Origin of the sequence: Streptomyces sp. NPDC057249 (genome assembly GCF_042669245.1) — a bacterium.
Classification (GTDB): Bacteria; Actinomycetota; Actinomycetes; order Streptomycetales; family Streptomycetaceae; genus Streptomyces.
Genome location: NZ_JBHUXS010000002.1, coordinates 526,701 through 547,708 on the forward strand (window position 1 = coordinate 526,701; position 21,008 = coordinate 547,708).

At 70.2% G+C, this 21,008-nt stretch carries 17 protein-coding genes; 4 read left to right on the top strand and 13 right to left on the bottom strand.

Annotation, left to right across the window (positions count from 1 at the left end; translation table 11 throughout):
- Positions 1 to 16: 16 nt before the first annotated feature.
- On the bottom strand, positions 17 to 1,387 hold the full coding sequence (locus tag ACFUJY_RS05920; RefSeq protein ID WP_383295084.1) for a M16 family metallopeptidase: 1,371 nt from the start codon (positions 1,385 to 1,387) through the stop codon (positions 17 to 19).
- Between the two features lie 310 nt (positions 1,388 to 1,697).
- On the opposite strand from ACFUJY_RS05920, the gene ACFUJY_RS05925 reads away from it, so the two are divergent.
- Complete coding sequence (locus ACFUJY_RS05925; protein ID WP_383295087.1) at positions 1,698 to 4,148, top strand: DNA topoisomerase (ATP-hydrolyzing) subunit A; 2,451 nt, start codon at positions 1,698 to 1,700, stop codon at positions 4,146 to 4,148.
- 25 nt (positions 4,149 to 4,173) lie between these two features.
- Here ACFUJY_RS05925 and ACFUJY_RS05930 read toward each other — a convergent pair whose 3' ends face one another.
- Positions 4,174 to 5,274: a CobW family GTP-binding protein gene (locus ACFUJY_RS05930; protein ID WP_383295090.1), complete on the bottom strand. Its 1,101-nt coding sequence runs from the start codon at positions 5,272 to 5,274 to the stop codon at positions 4,174 to 4,176.
- 20 nt (positions 5,275 to 5,294) lie between these two features.
- Complete coding sequence (locus ACFUJY_RS05935; RefSeq protein WP_383295092.1) at positions 5,295 to 6,455, bottom strand: citrate synthase/methylcitrate synthase; 1,161 nt, start codon at positions 6,453 to 6,455, stop codon at positions 5,295 to 5,297.
- A gap of 133 nt (positions 6,456 to 6,588) precedes the next feature.
- Here ACFUJY_RS05935 and ACFUJY_RS05940 point away from each other — a divergent pair, with 133 nt between their 5' ends.
- A complete protein-coding gene (locus ACFUJY_RS05940) occupies positions 6,589 to 7,851 on the top strand; it encodes a citrate/2-methylcitrate synthase (protein ID WP_383295095.1) in 1,263 nt (420 codons plus the stop codon).
- 40 nt (positions 7,852 to 7,891) lie between these two features.
- Here the strand turns inward: ACFUJY_RS05940 and ACFUJY_RS05945 are convergent, their stop codons facing one another.
- Positions 7,892 to 8,911 (bottom strand): LacI family DNA-binding transcriptional regulator, encoded by a 1,020-nt coding sequence (locus ACFUJY_RS05945; protein ID WP_164403828.1) that lies wholly within the window; start codon positions 8,909 to 8,911, stop codon positions 7,892 to 7,894.
- Positions 8,912 to 9,115: 204 nt separating this feature from the next.
- Here ACFUJY_RS05945 and ACFUJY_RS05950 point away from each other — a divergent pair, with 204 nt between their 5' ends.
- Positions 9,116 to 9,610: a hypothetical protein gene (locus ACFUJY_RS05950; protein ID WP_383295098.1), complete on the top strand. Its 495-nt coding sequence runs from the start codon at positions 9,116 to 9,118 to the stop codon at positions 9,608 to 9,610.
- 16 nt (positions 9,611 to 9,626) lie between these two features.
- Here ACFUJY_RS05950 and ACFUJY_RS05955 read toward each other — a convergent pair whose 3' ends face one another.
- The 6 genes from ACFUJY_RS05955 to ACFUJY_RS05980 all read right to left on the bottom strand — a co-directional run bounded on the left by ACFUJY_RS05955 (position 9,627) and on the right by ACFUJY_RS05980 (position 16,434).
- A complete protein-coding gene (locus ACFUJY_RS05955) occupies positions 9,627 to 11,219 on the bottom strand; it encodes a cation acetate symporter (RefSeq protein WP_383295101.1) in 1,593 nt (530 codons plus the stop codon).
- Complete coding sequence (locus ACFUJY_RS05960; RefSeq protein WP_383295418.1) at positions 11,216 to 11,659, bottom strand: DUF485 domain-containing protein; 444 nt, start codon at positions 11,657 to 11,659, stop codon at positions 11,216 to 11,218. The genes ACFUJY_RS05955 and ACFUJY_RS05960 overlap by 4 nt, the downstream gene beginning before the upstream one ends.
- A 131-nt stretch (positions 11,660 to 11,790) precedes the next feature.
- Positions 11,791 to 12,468, bottom strand: coding sequence for a response regulator (locus tag ACFUJY_RS05965; RefSeq protein WP_383295103.1), 678 nt, complete (start codon positions 12,466 to 12,468; stop codon positions 11,791 to 11,793).
- Positions 12,465 to 13,628: a sensor histidine kinase gene (locus ACFUJY_RS05970; protein WP_383295106.1), complete on the bottom strand. Its 1,164-nt coding sequence runs from the start codon at positions 13,626 to 13,628 to the stop codon at positions 12,465 to 12,467. Before ACFUJY_RS05970 ends, ACFUJY_RS05965 begins: the two co-directional genes overlap by 4 nt.
- Positions 13,625 to 14,143 (bottom strand): DUF1453 domain-containing protein, encoded by a 519-nt coding sequence (locus ACFUJY_RS05975; RefSeq protein WP_383295109.1) that lies wholly within the window; start codon positions 14,141 to 14,143, stop codon positions 13,625 to 13,627. The genes ACFUJY_RS05970 and ACFUJY_RS05975 overlap by 4 nt, the downstream gene beginning before the upstream one ends.
- 170 nt (positions 14,144 to 14,313) lie before the next feature.
- Positions 14,314 to 16,434, bottom strand: coding sequence for a type IIA DNA topoisomerase subunit B (locus ACFUJY_RS05980; RefSeq protein ID WP_383295112.1), 2,121 nt, complete (start codon positions 16,432 to 16,434; stop codon positions 14,314 to 14,316).
- Between the two features lie 434 nt (positions 16,435 to 16,868).
- On the opposite strand from ACFUJY_RS05980, the gene ACFUJY_RS05985 reads away from it, so the two are divergent.
- Positions 16,869 to 17,099 carry a hypothetical protein gene (locus tag ACFUJY_RS05985; protein ID WP_018105354.1) on the top strand — a complete coding sequence of 77 codons (231 nt, stop codon included), beginning with the start codon at positions 16,869 to 16,871 and terminating at the stop codon, positions 17,097 to 17,099.
- 105 nt (positions 17,100 to 17,204) lie between these two features.
- On the opposite strand, the gene ACFUJY_RS05990 is transcribed toward ACFUJY_RS05985, so the two are convergent.
- From ACFUJY_RS05990 to ACFUJY_RS06000, 3 genes are all read right to left on the bottom strand, one after another.
- Complete coding sequence (locus tag ACFUJY_RS05990; protein WP_383295115.1) at positions 17,205 to 18,035, bottom strand: S1 family peptidase; 831 nt, start codon at positions 18,033 to 18,035, stop codon at positions 17,205 to 17,207.
- A gap of 163 nt (positions 18,036 to 18,198) precedes the next feature.
- The gene (locus ACFUJY_RS05995) at positions 18,199 to 19,746 is read right to left on the bottom strand and encodes an RNA polymerase sigma factor (RefSeq protein ID WP_383295118.1); all 1,548 of its coding nucleotides are present in this window, start codon (positions 19,744 to 19,746) and stop codon (positions 18,199 to 18,201) included.
- A 321-nt stretch (positions 19,747 to 20,067) separates the two neighbouring features.
- The gene (locus ACFUJY_RS06000; RefSeq protein ID WP_383295121.1) at positions 20,068 to 20,934 is read right to left on the bottom strand and encodes a FadR/GntR family transcriptional regulator; all 867 of its coding nucleotides are present in this window, start codon (positions 20,932 to 20,934) and stop codon (positions 20,068 to 20,070) included.
- Positions 20,935 to 21,008: the final 74 nt, after the last annotated feature.

The following is a 21,008-nucleotide window of genomic DNA, read 5'->3' on the forward strand; positions in this document are numbered from 1 at the left end:
GTCGCGGCAGCGTCGGTCACTGGTCCGCCCCTTCGTGCGCGTCGGTGTCGGTGGCGGCGTCGGCCTCTTCGGCGGCCTCGGCGGGCTCGACCGGTTCGTAGACCAGGACCGCCCGGTTGTCGGGCCGCAGCTGCGCCTGCGCGGCGGCCTTGACCTCCTCGGCGGTGACGTCGAGGACCCTGTTCACGGCGGACAGCGCGAGCTGCGGGTCGCCGAACAGCACGGCGTACCGGCACAGTTCGTCGGCGCGGCCCGCGACCGTGCCGAGGCGGTCCAGCCATTCGCGCTCCAACTGGGCCTGGGCGCGCTCCATCTCCTCGGCCGTGGGGCCCTCCTCGGCGAACCGGGCCAGCTCCTCGTCGACCGCGGTCTCGATCTCCGCCACCTCGACGCCGCCGGACGTCTTGACGTCCAGCCAGCCCAGGGAGGGCGCCCCGGCGAGCCGGAGCAGTCCGAACCCGGCGGCCACGGCCGTACGGTCGCGCCGGACCAGTCGGTTGTGCAGCCGGGACGACTCGCCGCCGCCGAGCACGGTCAGGGCGAGGTCCGCGGCGTCGCACTCGCGGGTGCCGTCGTGGGGCAGCCGGTACGCGGCCATCAGGGCGCGCGCCGGCACCTCCTCGCGGACCTCCTCGCGCAGCTGGCCGCCCATGATCGTGGGCAGCGAGCCGTCGCGCGGCGGCTGCTTGCCGTCGTGGGAGGGGATGGAGCCGAAGTACTTCTCGATCCAGGCGAGGGTCTGCTCGGGGTCGATGTCGCCGACGACCGACAGCACCGCGTTGTTCGGCGCGTAGTACGTACGGAAGAAGGCGCGGGCGTCTTCCAGGGTCGCCGCGTCCAGGTCGGCCATGGAGCCGATCGGGGTGTGGTGGTACGGGTGGCCCTCGGGGTAGGCCAGCGCGGTCAGCCGCTCGAACGCGGTGCCGTACGGGACGTTGTCGTAGCGCTGGCGGCGCTCGTTCTTGACGACGTCGCGCTGGTTCTCCATGGACTCCTCGTCGAGCGCGGCGAGCAGCGAACCCATCCGGTCGGCTTCGAGCCACAGGGCCAGCTCCAGCTGGTGCGTGGGCATCGTCTCGAAGTAGTTGGTCCGCTCGAAGCTGGTCGTCCCGTTGAGCGAGCCGCCGGCGCCCTGCACCAGCTCGAAGTGTCCGTTCCCCTTGACCTGGCCGGAGCCCTGGAACATCAGGTGCTCGAAGAGGTGGGCCAGGCCCGTACGGCCCTTGACCTCGTGGCGGGAGCCGACGTCGTACCAGAGGCACACCGCCGCGACCGGGGTCAGATGGTCCTCGGAGAGCACCACGCGCAGGCCGTTGGCCAGACGGTGCTCGGTCGCTGTCAAGCCGCCGGAGCCGGCCTGGGCTGTGGCCGTGTGACCCATGGGCATGTACGTCCCTTCGATCGCGCTACTGGATGTCCGTATGAAGAAGCCCCTGCGGGAGGCTGCTTCGAAGGTTGCTTCAAGACACCCGCCACTGTATGCAAGCGAACCGGCACCTGCCGAAGTTCCCGTCCTGCGGAGGTTCGCGCGAAATTCGCCGGAAGGGGTTCTTCCGCCGCCTCGGGACGCACGGCGCGGGCCCTTTGGGACGGGTCGAGGTCGGGGTTGTCAGTGGGGCGGTCCACAATGGACCGCGTCAGAACCTGAGGGAACCTGAGGTTGCCCGCTCGAAATCCGTGAAGGAGTCGCAGCAGCGATGGCCCGCCGCAGCACGAAGACCCCGCCGCCGGTCGACTTCGAGGAGAAGATCCTCGACATCGACGTCGTCGACGAAATGCAGGGCTCCTTCCTCGAGTACGCGTACTCGGTGATCTACTCACGGGCCCTGCCGGACGCCCGTGACGGCATGAAGCCGGTGCACCGCCGCATCGTGTACCAGATGAACGAGATGGGCCTGCGCCCGGACCGCGGCTTCGTGAAGTGCGCCCGGGTCGTCGGCGAGGTCATGGGCAAGCTGCACCCGCACGGCGACGCGTCGATCTACGACGCGCTGGTGCGCATGGCCCAGCCGTTCTCCATGCGCCTCCCCCTGGTCGACGGACACGGGAACTTCGGCTCCCTGGGCAACGACGACCCGCCTGCCGCCATGCGGTACACCGAGTGCCGGATGGCCGACGCGACCTCGCTGATGACGGAGTCGATCGACGAGGAGACGGTCGCCTTCCAGTCGAACTACGACGGTCAGGAGCAGGAGCCGGTCGTCCTCCCGGCGGCCTACCCCAACCTGCTGGTCAACGGCACGACCGGGATCGCGGTCGGCATGGCGACCAACATGCCGCCGCACAACCTGGGCGAGGTCATCGCCGCGGCCCGGCACCTGATCAAGCATCCGGGCGCGGACCTGGAGACGCTGATGCGGTTCGTCCCCGGTCCCGACCTGCCGACGGGCGGGCGGATCGTGGGCCTCGGCGGCATCAAGGACGCCTACGCCAACGGCCGCGGCTCGTTCAAGATCCGTGCCACGGCCGCCGTGGAGAACGTCACGCCGCGCCGCAAGGGTCTCGTCGTCACCGAACTGCCCTTCACCGTCGGCCCCGAGAAGGTCATCTCCAAGATCAAGGACCTGGTCTCGGCGAAGAAGCTCCAGGGCATCGCGGACGTCAAGGACCTGACGGACCGCTCGCACGGGCTGCGTCTGGTCATCGAGATCAAGAACGGCTTCGTGCCGGAGGCGGTGCTGGAGCAGCTCTACAAGCTGACGCCGATGGAGGAGTCCTTCGGTATCAACAACGTGGCGCTGGTCGACGGCCAGCCGCTGACGCTGGGGCTGAAGGAGCTGCTGGAGGTCTATCTCGACCACCGCTTCGACGTGGTGCGCCGGCGCAGCGAGTTCCGCCGGACCAAGCGGCGCAACCGGCTGCATCTGGTCGAGGGCCTGCTCGTCGCGCTGGTCGACATCGACGAGGTCATCCGCCTCATCCGGTCCAGCGACAATTCGGCGCAGGCGAAGGAGCGGCTCATGGAGCGCTTCTCGCTGAGCGAGATCCAGACGCAGTACATCCTGGACACGCCGCTGCGCCGGCTCACCCGGTTCGACCGGATCGAGCTGGAGAGCGAGCGGGACCGGCTGGACGCCGAGATCGCCGAGCTGACGACGATCCTGGAATCGGACGCCGAGCTGCGCAAGCTGGTCTCCGCGGAACTGGCGGCGGTCGCCAAGAAGTTCGGGACGGCCCGGCGTACGGTACTGCTGGAGTCGGCCGGTTCGCAGGTCGCGTCGGTGCCGCTGGAGGTGGCGGACGACCCGTGCCGGGTGCTGCTGTCCTCGACGGGCCTGCTGGCGCGCACGGCCAACGACGAGCCGATCGTCGTCCCGGAGGGGGCCAAGCGGTCCAAGCACGATGTGATCGTCTCGGCGGTGGCGGCGACGGCTCGCGGTGACGTCGGGGTGGTGACGTCCGGCGGCCGGCTGCTGCGGCTCCCGGTGATCGATCTCCCCCAGCTGCCGGACACCCACGCGGCCCCCAATCTGTCGGGCGGGGCGATGGTCGGCGAATTCCTCACGCTGGAGTCCGACGAGGAGGTCGTCTGCCTCACGACGCTCGACGAGTCGTCACCGGGTCTCGCCATCGGCACGCAGCAGGGCGTCGTCAAGCGCGTGGTTCCGGACTACCCGGCCAACAAGGACGAGCTGGAGGTCATCACGCTGAAGGACGGCGACCGGATCGTCGGTGCGACGGAGCTGCGGACGGGTGACGAGGACCTGGTCTTCATCACGTCGGACGCGCAGCTCCTGCGTTACCCGGCCGCGCAGGTGCGCCCGCAGGGGCGGCCGGCCGGCGGTATGGCGGGCGTCAAGCTGGGCGCCGGGGCGCAGGTGCTCTCGTTCGCGGCGGTGGACCCGGCGGCGGACGCCGCGGTGTTCACGGTCGCCGGTTCGCACGGGACCCTGGACGACTCGGTCCTGACCTGCAAGCTCACCCCGTTCGACCAGTATCCGCGCAAGGGCCGGGCGACCGGTGGGGTGCGCTGCCAGCGGTTCCTGAAGGGCGAGGACGTGCTGGTGTTCGCCTGGGCGGGCGCGCTGCCGGCCAGGGCGGCTCAGAAGAACGGTGCCCCGGCCTCGCTGCCCGAGCCCGACCCGCGGCGCGACGGTTCGGGGACGCCGCTGGAGAGCCCGGTCGCGGTGATCGCCGGACCGGCGTAGTCCGTCCGGCCCGGCGGCGGGAGTCCTACGCGTCGTCGTCGCCCGGCTGTTGTACGTAACGCAGGACGCCCCACATGGCTCGCTCGTGTGCGGCGTCCTGCGTCGCTGGCCCGGCCGGGTCCTCGGTGACCCGGCAGCTCTCCAGCTCCTCGCGCAGGGCCGGTACGTCGATGCCGGAGCCGATCAGGACGAGCCGGGTCCGCTTCGGCTCGCCGCGCGTCCAGGGCCGGGGGGTGAACCGCAGGAACCTGCCGACGGCGTGCACTCCGTAGGCGTTGCCGGGGTCGCCCGCGCCGAAATCGACGTACCCCTTGACGCGATACAGCCCCTCGGGCCTGGAGTCGAGGAATCGCATCAGCCGGCGTGGGTCCATCGGCACGCCGCAGTCGAAGTCGACACTCTCGTACGCGGTGTGCAGATGACCCCCGTGCCCGTCGCCGTCCTCCGCCGCACGCTCCTCCAGGTAGAGGTCCTCGAAGGTGAGCTGACGGGCCTTCTCCTCGCCCTCGGGCCGCAGCGCCGGGTCGAAGAGCAGTCCGGGGTCGATGCGCCCGTACGTGGCCGGGATGATCGCGGCCGTGCTTCCGGTCTCCGCGACGGCCATCCGGACACGGGCGCACTCCTCGTCCCCGGCCCGGTCCGTCTTGTTGAGCACGATGAGATCGGCCACCGCGAGATGGCGGCCGATCTCCGGATGGCGCTCCCGGGTCGCCTCGAACTCGGCGGCGTCGACCACCTCGACCAGTCCCCCGTACACGATGTGCGGGTTGTCGCTGGCGAGGATCATGCGGACGAGCTCCTGCGGCTCGGCGAGGCCGCTCGCCTCGATGACGATGACGTCGAGCCGGGCGGAGGGCCGGGTCAGGGTCTCCAGATAGGTGTCCAGTTCGCTCGCGTCGACCGCGCAGCACAGGCAGCCGCCGCCCAGCGACACGGTGGACCCGACCTGCCCGGAGACCGTCATGGCGTCGATCTCGATGGCCCCGAAGTCGTTGACGACCACCCCGATCCGATTGCCCGCGCGGTGGAGCAGGAGGTGGTTGAGCAGCGTCGTCTTGCCTGATCCCAGGAATCCCGCGAGGACGACGACGGGGATACGGGGGCGATGGGGCGACGACGAGCTCAACGGGTGCCTTCCTGCGGAAATCAGACGGCCGGGACCGGCTGCGGCGGGGGCGGGCCGACGTAACGGGCCGCCGGGCGGATGATCTTGGAGTCCTCCGCCTGTTCCAGGATATTGGCGCTCCACCCCACGACCCGCGCCGTGCAGAAGGTGGGCGTGAACATCGCGCGCGGCAGGCCGCACAGCTCCATGACCACTCCGGCGTAGAACTCCACGTTGGTGTGCAGTTCGCGTCCCGGTTTGAGCTCGGCGAGGATCGCCTCGACCTGGCGCTCCACCTCGACGGCGAACTCCACGAGCGGGCCGCCGAAGCTCTCGGCGATGGACCGGAGCATGCGCGAGCGGGGGTCCTCGGTGCGGTAGACCGGGTGGCCGAAGCCCATGATCCGGTCGCCGGCGAGCACCCGTTCGCGAATCCAGCCGTCGATGCGGTCGGGGGTGCCGATGGCGTCGAGCGTGTCCAGGGCGCGGCTGGGGGCGCCGCCGTGCAGGGGGCCGGAGAGTGCTCCGACGGCGGCCACCAGGCAGGCGGCGACGTCCGCTCCGGTCGAGGCGACGACTCGTCCGGTGAACGTCGAGGCGTTGAAGCCGTGGTCCACGGTGGAGATCAGATACTGCTCGACCGCCCTGGCCCGGGCCTCGTCCGGGACGGAGCCGGTGAGCATGTACAGGTAGTTGGCCGCGTGCGGCAGGTCGGCGTGCGGCTCGACGGGGTCGAGTCCCTGGCCGAGGCGGTACAGGGCGGTCAGCACGGTGGGGACGGCGGCGCAGACGGCCAGGGCGTCGGCCCGGCGCCGGCCCGCGTCGATGTCGTACACCGGCCTGAATCCGGCCGACGCGCCGAGCAGGGAGAGCGCCGTGCGCAGCCCGGAGAGCGGGCCCGACACCGCGCTCGCCCGCGCTATGGCGGGCAGCGCCTCGCGAACGGCGTCGGGCAGTACGCGCAGGGCGGCCGTGCGGGCGGCGAAGTCGGCACGCGCTTCCGGGCCGGGCAGCTCACCCTCGGTCATGAGGTACCAGACGTCCTCGAAGCTGCGGGTCCGTGCCAGCTCGACCGCCGAGTACTGGCGGTAGTGGTAGAAGCCCTCGCGGCCCCGGACGTCCCCGAGCGCCGTGTCGGTCACGACGACCCCCGCGAGACCTCGGGGGACGTCGGGGGGTGTTCCGCCGGTCGTGGTCGTCATTGCTTCCTCCGTGGACGGTCGGTGGGCCTTGATATTGATTCGACTGTCCATGCATGAATGGATTTCTGTCAATGTTGATTGAATCAATACAACTGCATGGATGCCGAGGACGGCAGGTGGATACGGTGGCGGCATGACGGAGCGATCAGAGACGGACGGGCGGCGGCTCACGACGCGGGAGACAGCCGAGCGGCTCGGGGTGAAGCCCGAAACGGTGTACGCGTACGTCAGCCGGGGCCAGCTGAGCAGCAGCCGGGTGCCGGGCGGTCGCGGAAGCACGTTCGACGCGGCGGAGGTCGACGCACTGGCCCGGCGTGCGGGACGCAGGGAGACGGCCTCGGCCCCGGGCGAGCCGGCCGTCCGTACCGGCATCACCCTCATCGCCGCCGACCGCTACTACTTCCGGGGCGTGGACGCGACGGAGCTGGCGGCGCGCCATTCGTACGAGGAGGTCGCCGAGTGGCTGTGGACCGGTCGGCTGCGGCCGGGCAACCGCTTCACCGCTCCGGTGGAGGTGGTGACGGCGGCCCGGCGGGCGGTCGGCGCGCTGCCGGAGCACTGCGGGTCCACGGACCGGCTCCGGGTGGCCGTGGTGGCCGCCGCTGCCGCCGACCCGCTGCGCTTCGACCTGTCGCGCGAGACGGTGCTCGGAAGCGCGCGCAGCCTGATTCCGACGCTGGTCGCCGCGCTGCCGACGGTGGACGGTCACCGGGACGGCATGGCCGATGCGACCGAACCCGCCGGCCTGGCTGCCCAACTGTGGCCGAAACTCACCGCTCGCTCGCCCGACGAGCCGTCACTCGCCGCGTTGGACACGGCACTCGCGCTGCTGATCGACCACGATCTGGCCGCCTCGACACTGGCGGCCAGGGTCGCCGCATCGGCCCGGGCTCATCCGTACGCGGTGGTGTCGGCGGGGCTCGGCGTACTGGAGGGCCCCTTGCACGGCGCGGCAAGCGGCCTTGCCCACCGCATGCTGGCCGAGGTCCTGGAGCGGGGTGGCGCCGCGCCGGTCGTGGCGGACCATCTGCGGGCCGGGCGCCCGGTGCCGGGGCTCGGGCACCGGCTGTACACGGGCGAGGACCCTCGCGCCCGGACGCTGTTCGGCCTGCTCGAACGCGTCCCACAGGCCGGACCGGCCCTGGCCGCCGCCCGCGAAGTGGTGGCCACCACCGCGCGGGACGCCCCTCTGCACGCCAATGTCGACCTGGCGCTGGCCGTGCTCTCGGTCGCCTCGGGCATGTCCGCGGAGGCGGGAGAGACGGTGTTCGCGATCTCCCGTACCGCGGGCTGGATCGCGCATGCGCTGGAGGAGTACGGGGAGCGCCCGCTCCGGATGCGGCCCAGCGGGCTCTACACCGGTCCGCAGCCGCCCCAGCCCCTGCCGTCCCCGTAGCCGCGCAATTGGCGGTTACGGGGGTGCAAAATCCCGACGGTCAGCGGGAAGTCGCGCGCGGGGGCTGGGCCGTGGAGCCCCGGACGACCAGTTCCGGCTCGAAGAGGAGCTCGTCCGACGGCACGGCGCGCCCGCCGATCTGCACGGAGAGCAGTTCCACGGCGGCACGCCCCATCGCCTCGATCGGCTGGCGGACCGTGGTGAGCGGAGGCTCGGTGCAGTTCATGAAGGCCGAGTCGTCGTACCCCACGACGGACACGTCGTCGGGCACCGACAGGCCCCGCCTGCGCGCCGCGCGCACGGCCCCGAGAGCCAGGGGGTCGCTGGCGCAGATGAAGCCGGTGACGCCCTCGTCGAGCAGCCGCGCGGCGGCGGCCTGACCGCCCTCCAGCGAGAACATCGCCCGGGTCACCCACTGGTCCGGGATGGTCGCGCCCGACTCCTCGGCGAGCGCCCGGGCGGCGGCCAGTTTGCGCTGCGAGGGCATGTGGTCCGAGGGGCCGAGCACCAGGCCGATGCGCTCGTGCCCCAGGGAGACGAGGTGGCGCCACGCCTGCTCGACGGCCACGGAGTCGTCGCAGGAGACGCAGGGGAAGCCGAGATGGGCGATGGCCGCGTTGATCAGGACGACGGGGATCTTGCGGTCGGCCAGGACCTTGTAGTGGTCGTGCGGTGCGTCGGCCTGGGCATACAGCCCACCGGCGAAGACCACGCCCGAGACCTGCTGCTGCAGAAGCAGTTCGACGTAGTCCGCCTCGGAGACGCCCCCCTTGGTCTGGGTGCAGAGGACCGGAGTGAGGCCCTGCTGCGCGAGCGCGCCACCGACGACCTCGGCGAAGGCGGGAAAGATCGGGTTCTGCAGTTCGGGCAGGACGAGGCCGACCAGGCGGGCCCGTTCACCGCGCAGCTGGGTCGGGCGCTCGTAACCGAGGACGTCCAGCGCGGAGAGGACGGCCTGCCGCGTGGCGTCGGAAACGCCCGGCTTGCCGTTGAGTACCCGGCTGACCGTGGCCTCGCTGACTCCAACCTTCTGTGCCACCTGAGCAAGTCGTCGCGTCATACACGCAAGATTAGCGCAAGAAACGCAAGCAGATTGCGTGGGGTCGGAATCAGAGACGAATTTCGGCAAGTCCCCGGTAGCCGCCTCGCCGGCCCCTCACCGGGGCTTCGGTCCGTCCGCTCCCCATCGGCGCCACCGTACCCGCCACCGCCCGGTCGAGGCACCCTTCGGAGCATGCGTCGAGCCGCCCATACTCTCAAGGACATGAACGAGTTCGAGGGAAGCGGCGGTGGGCACCTGTCCCTGACCAATGGCGGCACGGCGGTCTTCGTGGACGTCCTGACGTTCGCCGTCTCGGAGCTGGCCCGGGAACCCTGGGACTTCCGCTTCGCCGCACTCCTGTCGCTCCAGAACCAGAACGTGATGGGACGTGGCGTGGTCGGCTTCGGATTGGCGGAGCTGGACTGGGGCGACTCGCCGCGGGAGGCCGCAGCGGCCAAGGACTTCCTGCTGCGCGTCCTCGATCTGGCCCTGACCCGCCACAGGTGGGACGAGCTGACGTACGAACCGCCACGGGTGGAAGGCTACTTGCGCACCTACCGGGCGATGGTCGAAGACTTCGACCCCGCCACCGCGCATGCCGGAGGGAGCGTCCTGCCCGGACCGCAGGAGGCCGCCAGGGCCTCCTGCGTACGCCACCGAGTCCTGAACGGGCTGCCGTTCTGGGAGGAGTGCGTGTTCTGCACGGACGGGGTCTGACGGGACGTGCCGGCGTTCAGACCGCCCCGGCCCCGGTCATCGCGCGCACCTCGATCTCCGCGTGCTTGGCCGCATCCGGTGGCTCGTTCGCGGTGACGGTCCCGATCCAGCCGGCGAGGAAGCCCAGCGGGATGGAGATCAGGCCCGGGTTCTCCAGGGGAAAGACCTGGAAGTCGACGCCGGGGAAGAGCGAGCTGGGGCTGCCGGAAACCACCGGGGAGAGCACCACGAGCAGCACGGCGGGGATCAGCCCGCCGTAGACGGACCAGACCGCCCCGCGTGTGGTGAAGTTCCGCCAGAACAGCGAGTAGAGCAGCACAGGGAGATTGGCCGACGCTGCGACGGCGAAGGCGAGCCCCACCAGGAAGGCGACATTGAGGTCCTGGGCGAGCAGGCCCAGTCCGATGGCGGCGACCCCGATACCCGCCGCCGCCACCCGGGCCACGGCAACCTCGCTGCGTTGTTTGCCTCCGGGCCTCTTGAGCGAGGCGTACAGATCGTGGGCCACGGATGCCGACGAGGCGAGGGTGATCCCGGCGACGACGGCCAGAATGGTCGCGAAGGCGACGGCGGCCACCACGGCGAACAGGATCGTCCCTCCGGTGGAGCCCTCGCCCCCGCCCAGCTCCATGGCCAGCAACGGCACTGCGGTGTTCCCCGCGGCGTTCGATTCGCGTACGCCGGCCGAGCCGACCAGCGCGGCAGCCCCGAACCCCAGCACGATGGTCATCAGGTAGAAGCTGCCGATGAGGCCGATGGACCAGACGACGGACCGGCGGGCGGCGCGCGCGGTGGGGACGGTGTAGAAGCGCGACAGGATGTGTGGCAGGCCCGCGGTGCCCAGCACCAGGGCGAGGCCGAGGCTGATGAAGTCGATGCGCGCGGTCCAGCCCCCGCCGTACCGGAGACCGGGCGAGAGGAAGTCCTTGCCGTACCCGCTGCGGTCGGCGGCGGAGTTCAGCAACGCGTTGACGTTCCCGTGGAAGTGGACCAGCACGAGCACGGTGAGCACGACGGTGCCCGCCATCAGCAGCACGGCCTTGACGATCTGGATCCAGGTGGTGGCACGCATCCCGCCGAGCGATACGTACACGACCATGAGCGCCCCGACGCCGACGACGGTCCACGAACGGGCGGCACCGCTCGTCCCGCCGAGAAGCAGCGCCACCAGACTGCCCGCACCGACCATCTGCGCAACCAGATAGAGCACGGACACGGTGACGGAGGAGGTCCCCGCGGCGATGCGGACCGGGCGCTCCGCCATCCGGGCCGCAACCACGTCGGCGAGGGTGAACCGGCCGCAGTTGCGTACGAGTTCGGCTACGAGCAGCAGGACGACGAGCCAGGCGACCAGGAAGCCCACCGAGTACAGCATGCCGTCGTAGCCGAAGAGGGCGATCAGACCGGAGATGCCCAGGAAGGACGCGGCGGACATGTAGTCGCCCGCGATGGCGAAACCGTTCTCCATGGGCGAGAACAGCCGGCCGCCCGCGTAGAACTCCTCCGCCGAGCCGTGCCTGTTGCGGCTCACCCAGGTGGTGATGCCCAAGGTGACCGCGATGAAGGCGCTGAACAGCAGCAGCGCCAGGGTCTGGTGGTCGCCGCTCAACGCACGGCCCCCCGTGTCATCTCCTGCGTCTCCCACCGCAGGTCCAGCGCGGCCCGGTCCCTGCGCAGCCGTGCGTGCCGTGCGTACGCCCCGGTGAGCAGGAACGTCGTCAGGAACTGCCCGAGCCCCGCGACCATCGCCACATTGACCGCCCCGGCCACCGGGCGCGCCATCAGCCCGGGGGCGGTCACCGCCGTGACGACGTATGCGAGGTACCAGACGAGGAAGGCCGTGGTGGCGGGTACGACGAAGCGCCGGTACCGACGGCGCACCTCCTGGAACGCCTCGCTGCGCTGCACCTCCAGATAGATGTCGGCCGCGCTGTGGCCACCGCGCGGCACGGCCGGTCCGGGCACCACCGGGGGCGTGGAGCCGGCCGCCCCGTCCGGCTCCCCCCACCCGGAGGTCAGCGCGTCGTCCCACGGGTCGTCGAGCCGCATCGCTGCGGACTCGCGCCCTGCTTCCTTCTCCACCGAACAACTCCCCTTGTCCACGGACCACTTCGGCCGCATATCCAAGAATGGGCAGATCGGGAAGATCCAGGGCACTTCATTCGAGACACTTCACCTCTTCAGGTGAAGTGTCTCCCGGGCGGGCGCGCCATCCCTCGCATGTACGCGTAACGCACCGCCTGAGCCCGGTCGCGCAGGCCCGCCTTGGCGAAGAGGTTGTTGATGTGGCTCTTCACCGTGGCCTGGGAGATGTGGAGGGCACGCGCGATGTCCGCGTTGGACATGCCCTCGGCGATCAGGACCAGCACCTCGGCCTCCCGGGGAGTCATCCCGTCCGGCGGCTCCGGCTCATCGCCCACAGCGGTCCGGAGAGGTCCCTCGGTCACCTGCTCCAGGAGTCGGCGCTGCACCGTCGGCGAGAGTCCCGCCTCACCCGACAGAACAGCGTGGACGGCCCTCACGATCTCGTCGCCCCCGGCGTCCTTGGTGAGATATCCGCGGGCTCCCGCCCTGAGCGCGGGGAACAGGGAGTCGTCGTCCGCGAAGGTCGTGAGCACCACGACCTGCGTGCCGGGGTACTCCTCGCGGATGCGCCGGGTCGCCTCCACCCCGTCGCAGCGGGGCATCCGCAGATCCATCAGCACCACGTCCGGCGCGTGCTCGGCCACCTGCGCGACCGCTTCCTCCCCGTCCTTCGCCGATCCGACGACCTCGATGCCGGGCAGCAGGCCGAGCAGCATGACGATGCCTTCCCGTACCACCGCCTGGTCGTCGGCCACCACCACCCGCGCCGTCACGCGGGCACCCGCAGACTCACCACGAACCCCTCCTTGCCCGGGCCTGCCTCCAGCGTGCCGCCCAGCAACTCGGCGCGCTCCCGCATCCCGAGCAGACCGTATCCGGAACCGCTGACGGCCAGGTCCCCTTCCGGACTCCGCCCTCCCGAGTCCTTGACCTCCAGCACGACGAAGTCGGACTGGTACTCCAGGCGGAGCTGCACCCTGGCTCCGGGCGCGTGTTTGCGCACGTTGGTCAGGGCCTCCTGTGCCACCCGCCGGACCGCCTGCGACGCCTGAGCCGTCAGCGGGCGCCGCTCCCCCTCGACCCTGACCTCGGCCGGCTCAGCCGTCACCAACTGCCTCAGGAAGTCCTCCACCGGTGACACCTCGCCCCGCAGCGCCGAGAGCGCCTGGCGGGTCTCGGCGAGGCCCTCGCGGGCCATCGACCGGGCCGCGACCACCCGTTGCAGCACCTGATCCCGGAACTCCCCGGCGGGCTCTCTCTCGATCAGCAGGCGCGCGGCCTCCAGGTGCACCAGCTGAGCGGAGAGGCTGTGCGCCAGCACGTCGTGGATCTCCCGGGCGATCCTGGAACGTTCGTCCAGCGCGGCCCGCTCCGCCTCCGCGACCCGGGCAGCCCGCTCCTGGGTGAGCAACCGTTGCGCACTGCCACGGGCCTCGGCGTCCAGCCGGAGCACATACCCGGCGAGGCAGAGCCCGACCGTGGTCGCCGCGGTGGTCAGCCAGTCGCCGGTGTCGACCACCGCGTAGGCGCCGAGGGCCACCGCTGTGGCCGGAACCCCCGCCACCAGGGGCAACCGTTCGATAGCGGCGACCGCGCAGCCGCACCAGAGCACCGTCGCGGGCACCGTCGCCCCCGCCTGTCCCGCCCCGAATCCGGCCAGCACGAGCGTCCCGAGCAGGCCGAGCGAAGGCCACAGGCGGTTGTCGAGGCTGGCCCGGAAGAAGGCGACGGCGAGCAGTGCGCAGGCGAGCACCCCGATCAGGCCGACGACGATCTCCCAGGGCCCGAACAGACCGCTGGAGAAGGTCCCCCACAGCATCAGAGTGAGCAGGCCGACCCGCACGGACGACGTGATCACGCTCCGCGGGCGGCTGCGGGTGTCCCGGACGAGTGCTTCCCTCGACGGCCAGCTCGTCCAGGCATCGGGTGTCACACGCGGTCCTTCCATTCCTGCCGCACCGCGGCGCCGGCGACGGGCTCTCCGTGCGGCCCGGATATCGTCGCGGCCCGGCGCGCCAGGAGCCCGTCCCGTATCAGCAGAGTCGCCCCGAGAGCCACCATCAGGGCGGGGCTGCCCTGATGCACGCCCAGCGCCACCGCGACGCCGTACAGCGCCGCCCGCAGGGCCAGCCCGCCGGCCCAGACCAGAGCCGTGGCCCGGGTCCCCCTGCTCCACAGAGAGCCGTCCTCAGCGCGCCAGACGCGAGATGTCCACGCCCATCCGGCACCCGTGACCAGCCCGACGACGAGCTCGGCGCCGAGGACGACCGCCGAAGCTGTCCGATGGTGCGGATCGACGAGTCCCGGCTCCCGCAGAGCCATGACGAGCAGGACGCCGGGCAGGACCCACCAGCGCCGGTCGCCGGAGATCCGTTGCGCCGAGCACTGACGGACCACGACGAGGGCGATGACCGCGATGATCACCAGGGCGTTGACGAGCCCGGACATGGGCGCCTCCGAGATGCGAGAAGTTCTGCACCTCCGAAGCTACGGAAGACCCCGGCCCGGCAGATCGGCTCCAGGGTGGACCACGGGTGGAGATGTCGTCTCCACCCGTGGGTGGAGACGGCTCCGGGGCCGGCCGCACCGGATGCCGGCCCGGGCCCCGGGGCCGACGCTCAGACGTCGATGCGCGAGCGGTCCAGCGTCGCCGCCGAACTGGTGATGAACTCCTTGCGCGGGGCCACCTCGTTGCCCATCAGCAGGTCGAAGACCTTCTCACTGGATTCCAGGTCGCCGATGTTGATCCGCCGCAGCGTGCGGTGACGCGGGTCCATCGTCGTCTCCGCCAGCTGGTCGGCGTCCATCTCGCCCAGCCCCTTGTAGCGCTGGATCGAGTCCTTGTAGCGGATGTTCTTGCGCTGGAGCTCCAGCAGCCGCGTGCGCAGCTCGTTGTCCGAATAGGTGTAGATGTACTTGTCCTGGCCCTTCTTGGGCTGGACCAGCTCGATCCGGTGGAGGGGCGGCACGGCGGCGAAGACCCGGCCCGCCTCGACCATCGGCCGCATGTACCGCTGGAAGAGCGTCAGCAGCAGGATGCGGATGTGGGCGCCGTCGACGTCGGCGTCGACCAACAGGACGATCTTGCCGTACCGGGCTGCGTCGATGTCGAAGGTGCGCCCGGAACCGGCTCCTATGACCTGGATGATCGCCCCGCACTCGGCGTTCTTCAGCATGTCGGAAACCGACGCCTTCTGAACGTTGAGGATCTTGCCGCGGATCGGCAGCAGTGCCTGGAACTCACTGTTCCGGGCGAGCTTCGCCGTACCGAGCGCGGAGTCGCCCTCCACGATGAACAGCTCGCTGCGCTCCACGTCGTCGCTGCGGCAGTCGGCGAGCTTCGCCGGCAGGGAGGACGACTCAAGCGCCGTCTTGCGCCGCTGGGCCTCCTTGTGCTGGCGGGCCGCGATGCGGGTGCGAGCGGCTGCCACCGCCTTGTCGAGGACAGCCCTGGCCTGACCCTTCGCGTCGCGCTTGGTGGAGGTCAGGAACGCCTTGAGCTCCTTGGCCACGACGTTGGCGACGATCCGGTTGGCCGCCGAGGTGCCGAGCACCTCCTTCGTCTGGCCCTCGAACTGCGGCTCCGCCAGGCGAACGGTCACGACCGCGGTGAGGCCTTCGAGGGCGTCGTCCTTGACGATGTCGTCCTCCGCCACGCGCAGCAGCTTCGCGGAGCGCAGCACCTCGTTGACCGTCTTGGTCACGGAGCGCTCGAACCCGGTCACGTGGGTGCCGCCCTTGGGGGTGGCGATGATGTTGACGAACGACTTCACGTTGGTCTCGTACCCGGTGCCCCAGCGCAGCGCGATGTCCACGCCCAGTTCGCGCGTGACCTCGGTGGCCGTCATGTGTCCGCGGTCGTCCAGGACCGGGACCGTCTCCTTGAACGTGCCCTGCCCGGTCAGGCGCAGGACGTCACAGACGGCCTTGTCCTGGGCCAGGTACTCGCAGAACTCGCTGATGCCGCCGTCGAAGCGGAAGGTCTCTTCCGTCTTGCCCGCGCCGTCCAGGCCACGCTCGTCCCGTACGACGATGGTCAGGCCGGGGACGAGGAAGGCGGTCTGGCGGGCCCGCTGGTGGAGTGTCTCCAGGCCGAGCTTGGCGTCCTTGAGGAAGATCTGCCGGTCGGCCCAGTACCGCACGCGCGTGCCGGTACGCGTCTTCGGGACGCGCTTGCCCTTGCGCAGCCCGTTGGCCGGGTCGAACGGGCTGTCCGGGCCCTGCTCGGTGAAGATCCCCGGGACCCCGCGCCGGAAGCTGATCGAGTGGGTCGCGCTGTTGCGGTCGACCTCGACGTCGAGCCTGGCGGAGAGAGCGTTGACCACGGAGGCGCCGACGCCGTGCAGACCGCCGGACGCGGCGTAGGAGCCGCCGCCGAACTTGCCTCCGGCGTGCAGCTTGGTCATGACGACCTCGACGCCGGAGAGCCCCGTCTTGGGCTCGACGTCGATCGGGATGCCCCGGCCGTTGTCCCGGACCTCGACGGAGTTGTCGTCGTGGAGGATGACCTCGATGTGATCGCAGTAGCCGCCGAGGGCTTCGTCGACGGAGTTGTCGATGATCTCCCAGAGGCAGTGCATGAGACCGCGGCTGTCGGTGGACCCGATGTACATACCCGGGCGCTTGCGAACCGCTTCGAGCCCCTCGAGTACGAGCAGGTGCCGCGCGGTGTAGTTGGAACCGTCTCGGTCTGCTCCGGTCAGCAGCGCAGTGGACGGCACGGACGTATCGGCGGTCACGCGGTTCGCTCCTCGCTGAATTTCATTTGGGGCCCTGTGGGTCACGGGCTCGGCTTCGGTGCCGCTGTGAGGGTACCGATGCCTGGTAGAGCGGGTGAAACGCCACCCTGGAAGAACCTCACCCTAAACCAGACTCGCATGGATGTTCGATCTCCCCGCAGGGGTGACGTGCACATCACGTTCCCTTCCAGGCATGAACCATTTAGGCTCCGGGCACGTCCTCATGAACAACCGGCAAGCCAGCCGGCCCGGACCGACCCAAGCCAAGCAACGCGAAACCGTAGCGCCACGCAATACGGCACATTCGCCGCGAACCGGCAACAGACAGCCATCCCGAGAAGAAGTTTCGAAGAAAAGCCACGAGCGGGAACGTTTTCGGCCTGGTTGGATGTTGACCCTGGTACGACAGCTCGTCGAGCTAGAGAAGAGGCGACGTGACTACTGTTCTGACCCCCGCGAGCCCGCTGACCGCAGCAGACCGCTGTGACCGTTGCGGCGCCCAGGCATATCTGCGCGTCGTTCTCATCAGTGGCGGTGAACTGCTCTTCTGCGCCCACCACGGTCGCAAGTTCGAGCCGGAACTCAAGAAGATCGCCGCGGAAATACAGGATGAGACGGACCGACTGACGGCCGTGCAGGCCCAAGCTGCCGAAGAGGAACACTGACACCTCTGCATCCACGACGAGCCAGGGGCCGGTCCCGGACCGACCGACGGGCGGCTTCCCGTTGAGGGGAGCCGCCCGTTCTCGTACCCGTGGAGCCCGCGCGGGTCAGTCGGCGTTCGCCGTCCAGCCGATGGCGGCGGAGATCCTCGTGTAGACGCCGGGGCTCCCGGCACGCCCGCAGCCGTTCCCCCACGACACCAGCCCCACGAGCCGCCCCTGCGCCACCAGAGGCCCTCCGCTGTCTCCCTGGCAGGCGTCGTACCCGCCCTCGGGTTCGCCCGCGCAGAGCATCGATGAGGCGTCGTACGTGCCGGTGCTGCCGCCCGGGTACGCCTGTTCGCAGGAGCTGTCGGGCAGGATGTCCACCTGGGCGGACCTGAGCGACGACGCGTAGTCGCCGTAGCCGGTGGTGTCACCCCATCCGTAGACCACTGCGGGTGTGCCCGCCCGGTACGCCGGGTCACCGGCCTCGGCCAGGGGGATCGTGTCCCCCTCGGGCAACGCCTCGGAGAGGGTGAGCACCGCGACGTCCCCACTGTTGGTGGCGGCGTCGAATCCGGGGTTGACCCACGTCCCGCTCACCGGGATCTCCTTGCCGCCCGTGCCGTTCAGCTCGTCCCGGCCGGAGATGATCCGCAGATCGCTCACCTGGTCCACGTCGGTGCCCAGCGCCTCACGGCTCAGACAGTGGGCGGCGGTGAGCACCTTCTGCGGCTCCACCACGACACCGCCGCAGAACTGACCGGCCCGAGTACCCCCGAACCGGTCACGGCTGGACAGTGCCACGACCCAGGGGCTGTCCGCCACGTGGGCCGGCTGGCCTCCGATGATGATGCTGTCGGCGACCGCCGGAGCGGCGGAAGCGAGCGGTATCACGGCCGTGGTGGCGGCAAGGGCGAGCGCCCCGGTCAAGGTGCGGACGACAGTGCGGGACATGCGTACTCCTGACTCTGTGATGGACCATGCCTACCCAGAGTCATTCCAGTGACGCCGATGCGCACCTCCGCCCCGCACCTCCGTGCAGCTCGGGACGCACACGGAGAGGGCCCGGATCCTCCACGGAATCCGGGCCCTCTGCGCGATGTGAGGTCGAGGCGGCCTAGTCGAGGTAGTCGCGCAGAACCTGCGAGCGCGACGGGTGGCGCAGCTTCGACATGGTCTTGGACTCGATCTGACGGATGCGCTCACGCGTCACGCCGTAGACCTTGCCGATCTCGTCCAGCGTCTTCGGCTGCCCGTCGGTGAGGCCGAAGCGCATGGAGACCACGCCCGCCTCACGCTCGGACAGCGTGTCCAGCACCGAGTGGAGCTGTTCCTGGAGGAGCGTGAAGCTCACCGCGTCGGCCGGGACGACCGCCTCGGAGTCCTCGATCAGGTCACCGAACTCGCTGTCCCCGTCCTCACCCAGCGGGGTGTGGAGGGAGATCGGCTCACGGCCGTACTTCTGAACCTCGATGACCTTCTCGGGGGTCATGTCGAGCTCCTTGGCCAGCTCCTCCGGAGTGGGCTCGCGGCCCAGGTCCTGGAGCATCTGGCGCTGGACGCGGGCGAGCTTGTTGATGACCTCGACCATGTGCACCGGGATGCGGATGGTGCGTGCCTGGTCGGCCATGGCGCGAGTGATCGCCTGTCGAATCCACCAGGTGGCGTACGTGGAGAACTTGTAGCCCTTGGTGTAGTCGAACTTCTCCACCGCGCGGATCAGACCGAGGTTGCCCTCCTGGATCAGGTCCAGGAAGAGCATGCCGCGGCCGGTGTAGCGCTTGGCCAGGGAGACCACGAGACGGAGGTTGGCCTCCAGCAGGTGGTTCTTGGCGCGACGGCCGTCCTCGGCGATGATCTCCAGCTCGCGCTTGAGCTTGGGAGCGAGCTTGTCGGAGTTCGCCAGCTTGTCCTCGGCGAACAGGCCCGCCTCGATGCGCTTGGCGAGCTCGACCTCCTGCTCGGCGTTGAGGAGCGGGACCTTACCGATCTGCTTGAGGTAGTCCTTGACCGGGTCGGCGGTGGCGCCGGCGACGGCGACCTGCTGCGCGGGCGCGTCGTCCTCGTCGTCGTCGGAGAGGACGAAGCCCTTGTTCTCGCCCTCGCCCTCCTCTTCCTCGCCCTTGCCGGCCTTGACCTCTTCGACGACGTCGTCGCCGTCGAGGATCTCCTCGTCCTGCTTACCGGCCTTCTTGGAGGCCGTCTTCTTGGCCGCCGTCTTCTTCACGGCGGTCTTCTTGGCGGCCGTCTTCTTGGCCGCCGCCTTCTTCGCGGGCGCGGCCGCGGGAGCCTCCTCGGCCGCCGGGTCCACGGGCTCGGCGGCCGGGGCGGCGGGCGCCGCCACGGTCCGCGTCACCGTCGTCTTGGCCGCGACGGTCTTGGTGGCGGTGCGCTTGGCCGGGCTCTTCGCTGCAACGCTCTTGCGGGCGCGCTTCGACGGCTCCGCGGCACTGACCATCAGCGTCACACCCTCTTCCTCGAGGATCTGGTTGAGGCTGCGCAGAACGTTCTTCCACTGGGTTGGCGGAATCTGGTCAGCCTCGAAGGCCCGACGCACGTCATCGCCGGCGATCTGCCCATCAGCCTTTCCCCGCTCAATGAGCGCCATCACAGATTCGGACTCGGCGATCTCCGGCGGGAGCGTACGGGATGTGCTGGCCGACACGAACAACCTCTCGGAACGATGGAAACGGCTTCCGGCCCGGCCCGAAGAGGGCTGGAACCGACGACCGACGGGCGGGGAATGCACCGGCGGCGCGGGCTTGGCCTCAGAAGTGGACAGCGCCCTGAGCGGCTGCTGTATTCCTTCTGCGACGGTCACCTCTTAAGTCATCGCGTTGTTTCAAGGAGTGTTACGGCCGTTCCGCGTGGCCCGAGTCACACCCCATTTACGATGAACACGACGAAGGCGACATCTCGCCACCCCGTGCCGCCGGACCGCCGAGGTCCGACGACACGCGGCGCGTACACCCTGCCCGCGCCGCAGTCAGTGCTCGCGCGGCGCCGGCACCACGCGTTCCGCCTCGTGGTGCCCGACCAGCAACTGGCGCATGGCCGACTCCGCGCCCGCCGAGTCACCGGACGCGAGGGCGTCCACGATGCGCGCGTGCAGCGCGAGGGAGGCCTCGCTGGGGCGGTCGCACGCGGTGGCCGGGCCGCCGGAGACCTGCAGTGCCGCCGAAACGATCCCGGAAAGATGCTCCAGCATGCGATTGCCCGCGGCCTGGATCAGCAGGGAGTGGAACTCCGCGTCGGCACGGGCGCACGTGATCATGTCGCCCTGGCCGAGCGCGTGCCCCATGATCTCGACCATGTCGACGAGACGCTGCTGAAGATCCTCGCGCCCGTGTCCTGCGGCAAGGCGGGCGGCAAGCGGCTCGATCGTCCACCTGAGATCGCCCAGCTCGCGGCGCTGGTCGTCACGCTGCGGGCCGAAGGCACGCCATTCGATGATGTCGGGATCGAGCAGGTTCCAGTCGCTGACCGGCCGCACCCGGGTACCGACGTTGGGGCGGGCGCTGACCAGCCCCTTCGCCTCCAGTACGCGCAGCGATTCCCGCACGACGGTCCTGGAAACCTCGAAACGCTGGCCGATCTCCTCGGGCACCAGGGGGCGGTCCGCGCCGAGGTCGCCGGAGACGATCATCTGCCCCAGCTGCTGAACAAGTTGGCCATGGAGCCCGCGGCCGCGGCTGGCCGACCCCCGTCGGCCCACCCGGCCGAGTTCGGCTTCGGCGCCATCCCAGGAGCGCGCGGCGGCGCGCTCGCCGGCCGGCGCCTCCGCGTACGAGTAGCGGTCGAGTTCACCCGGGCCGGCGAGGCCGGAATCGGCGGAGCGGGCGGTGGTCATCATGGTGTGCGCAAGGGTACTCACGCATCCTTTGTCGGCGGGTCCCCTGCGCCGCTTGAGGTCTTTGCTGAAAAGCA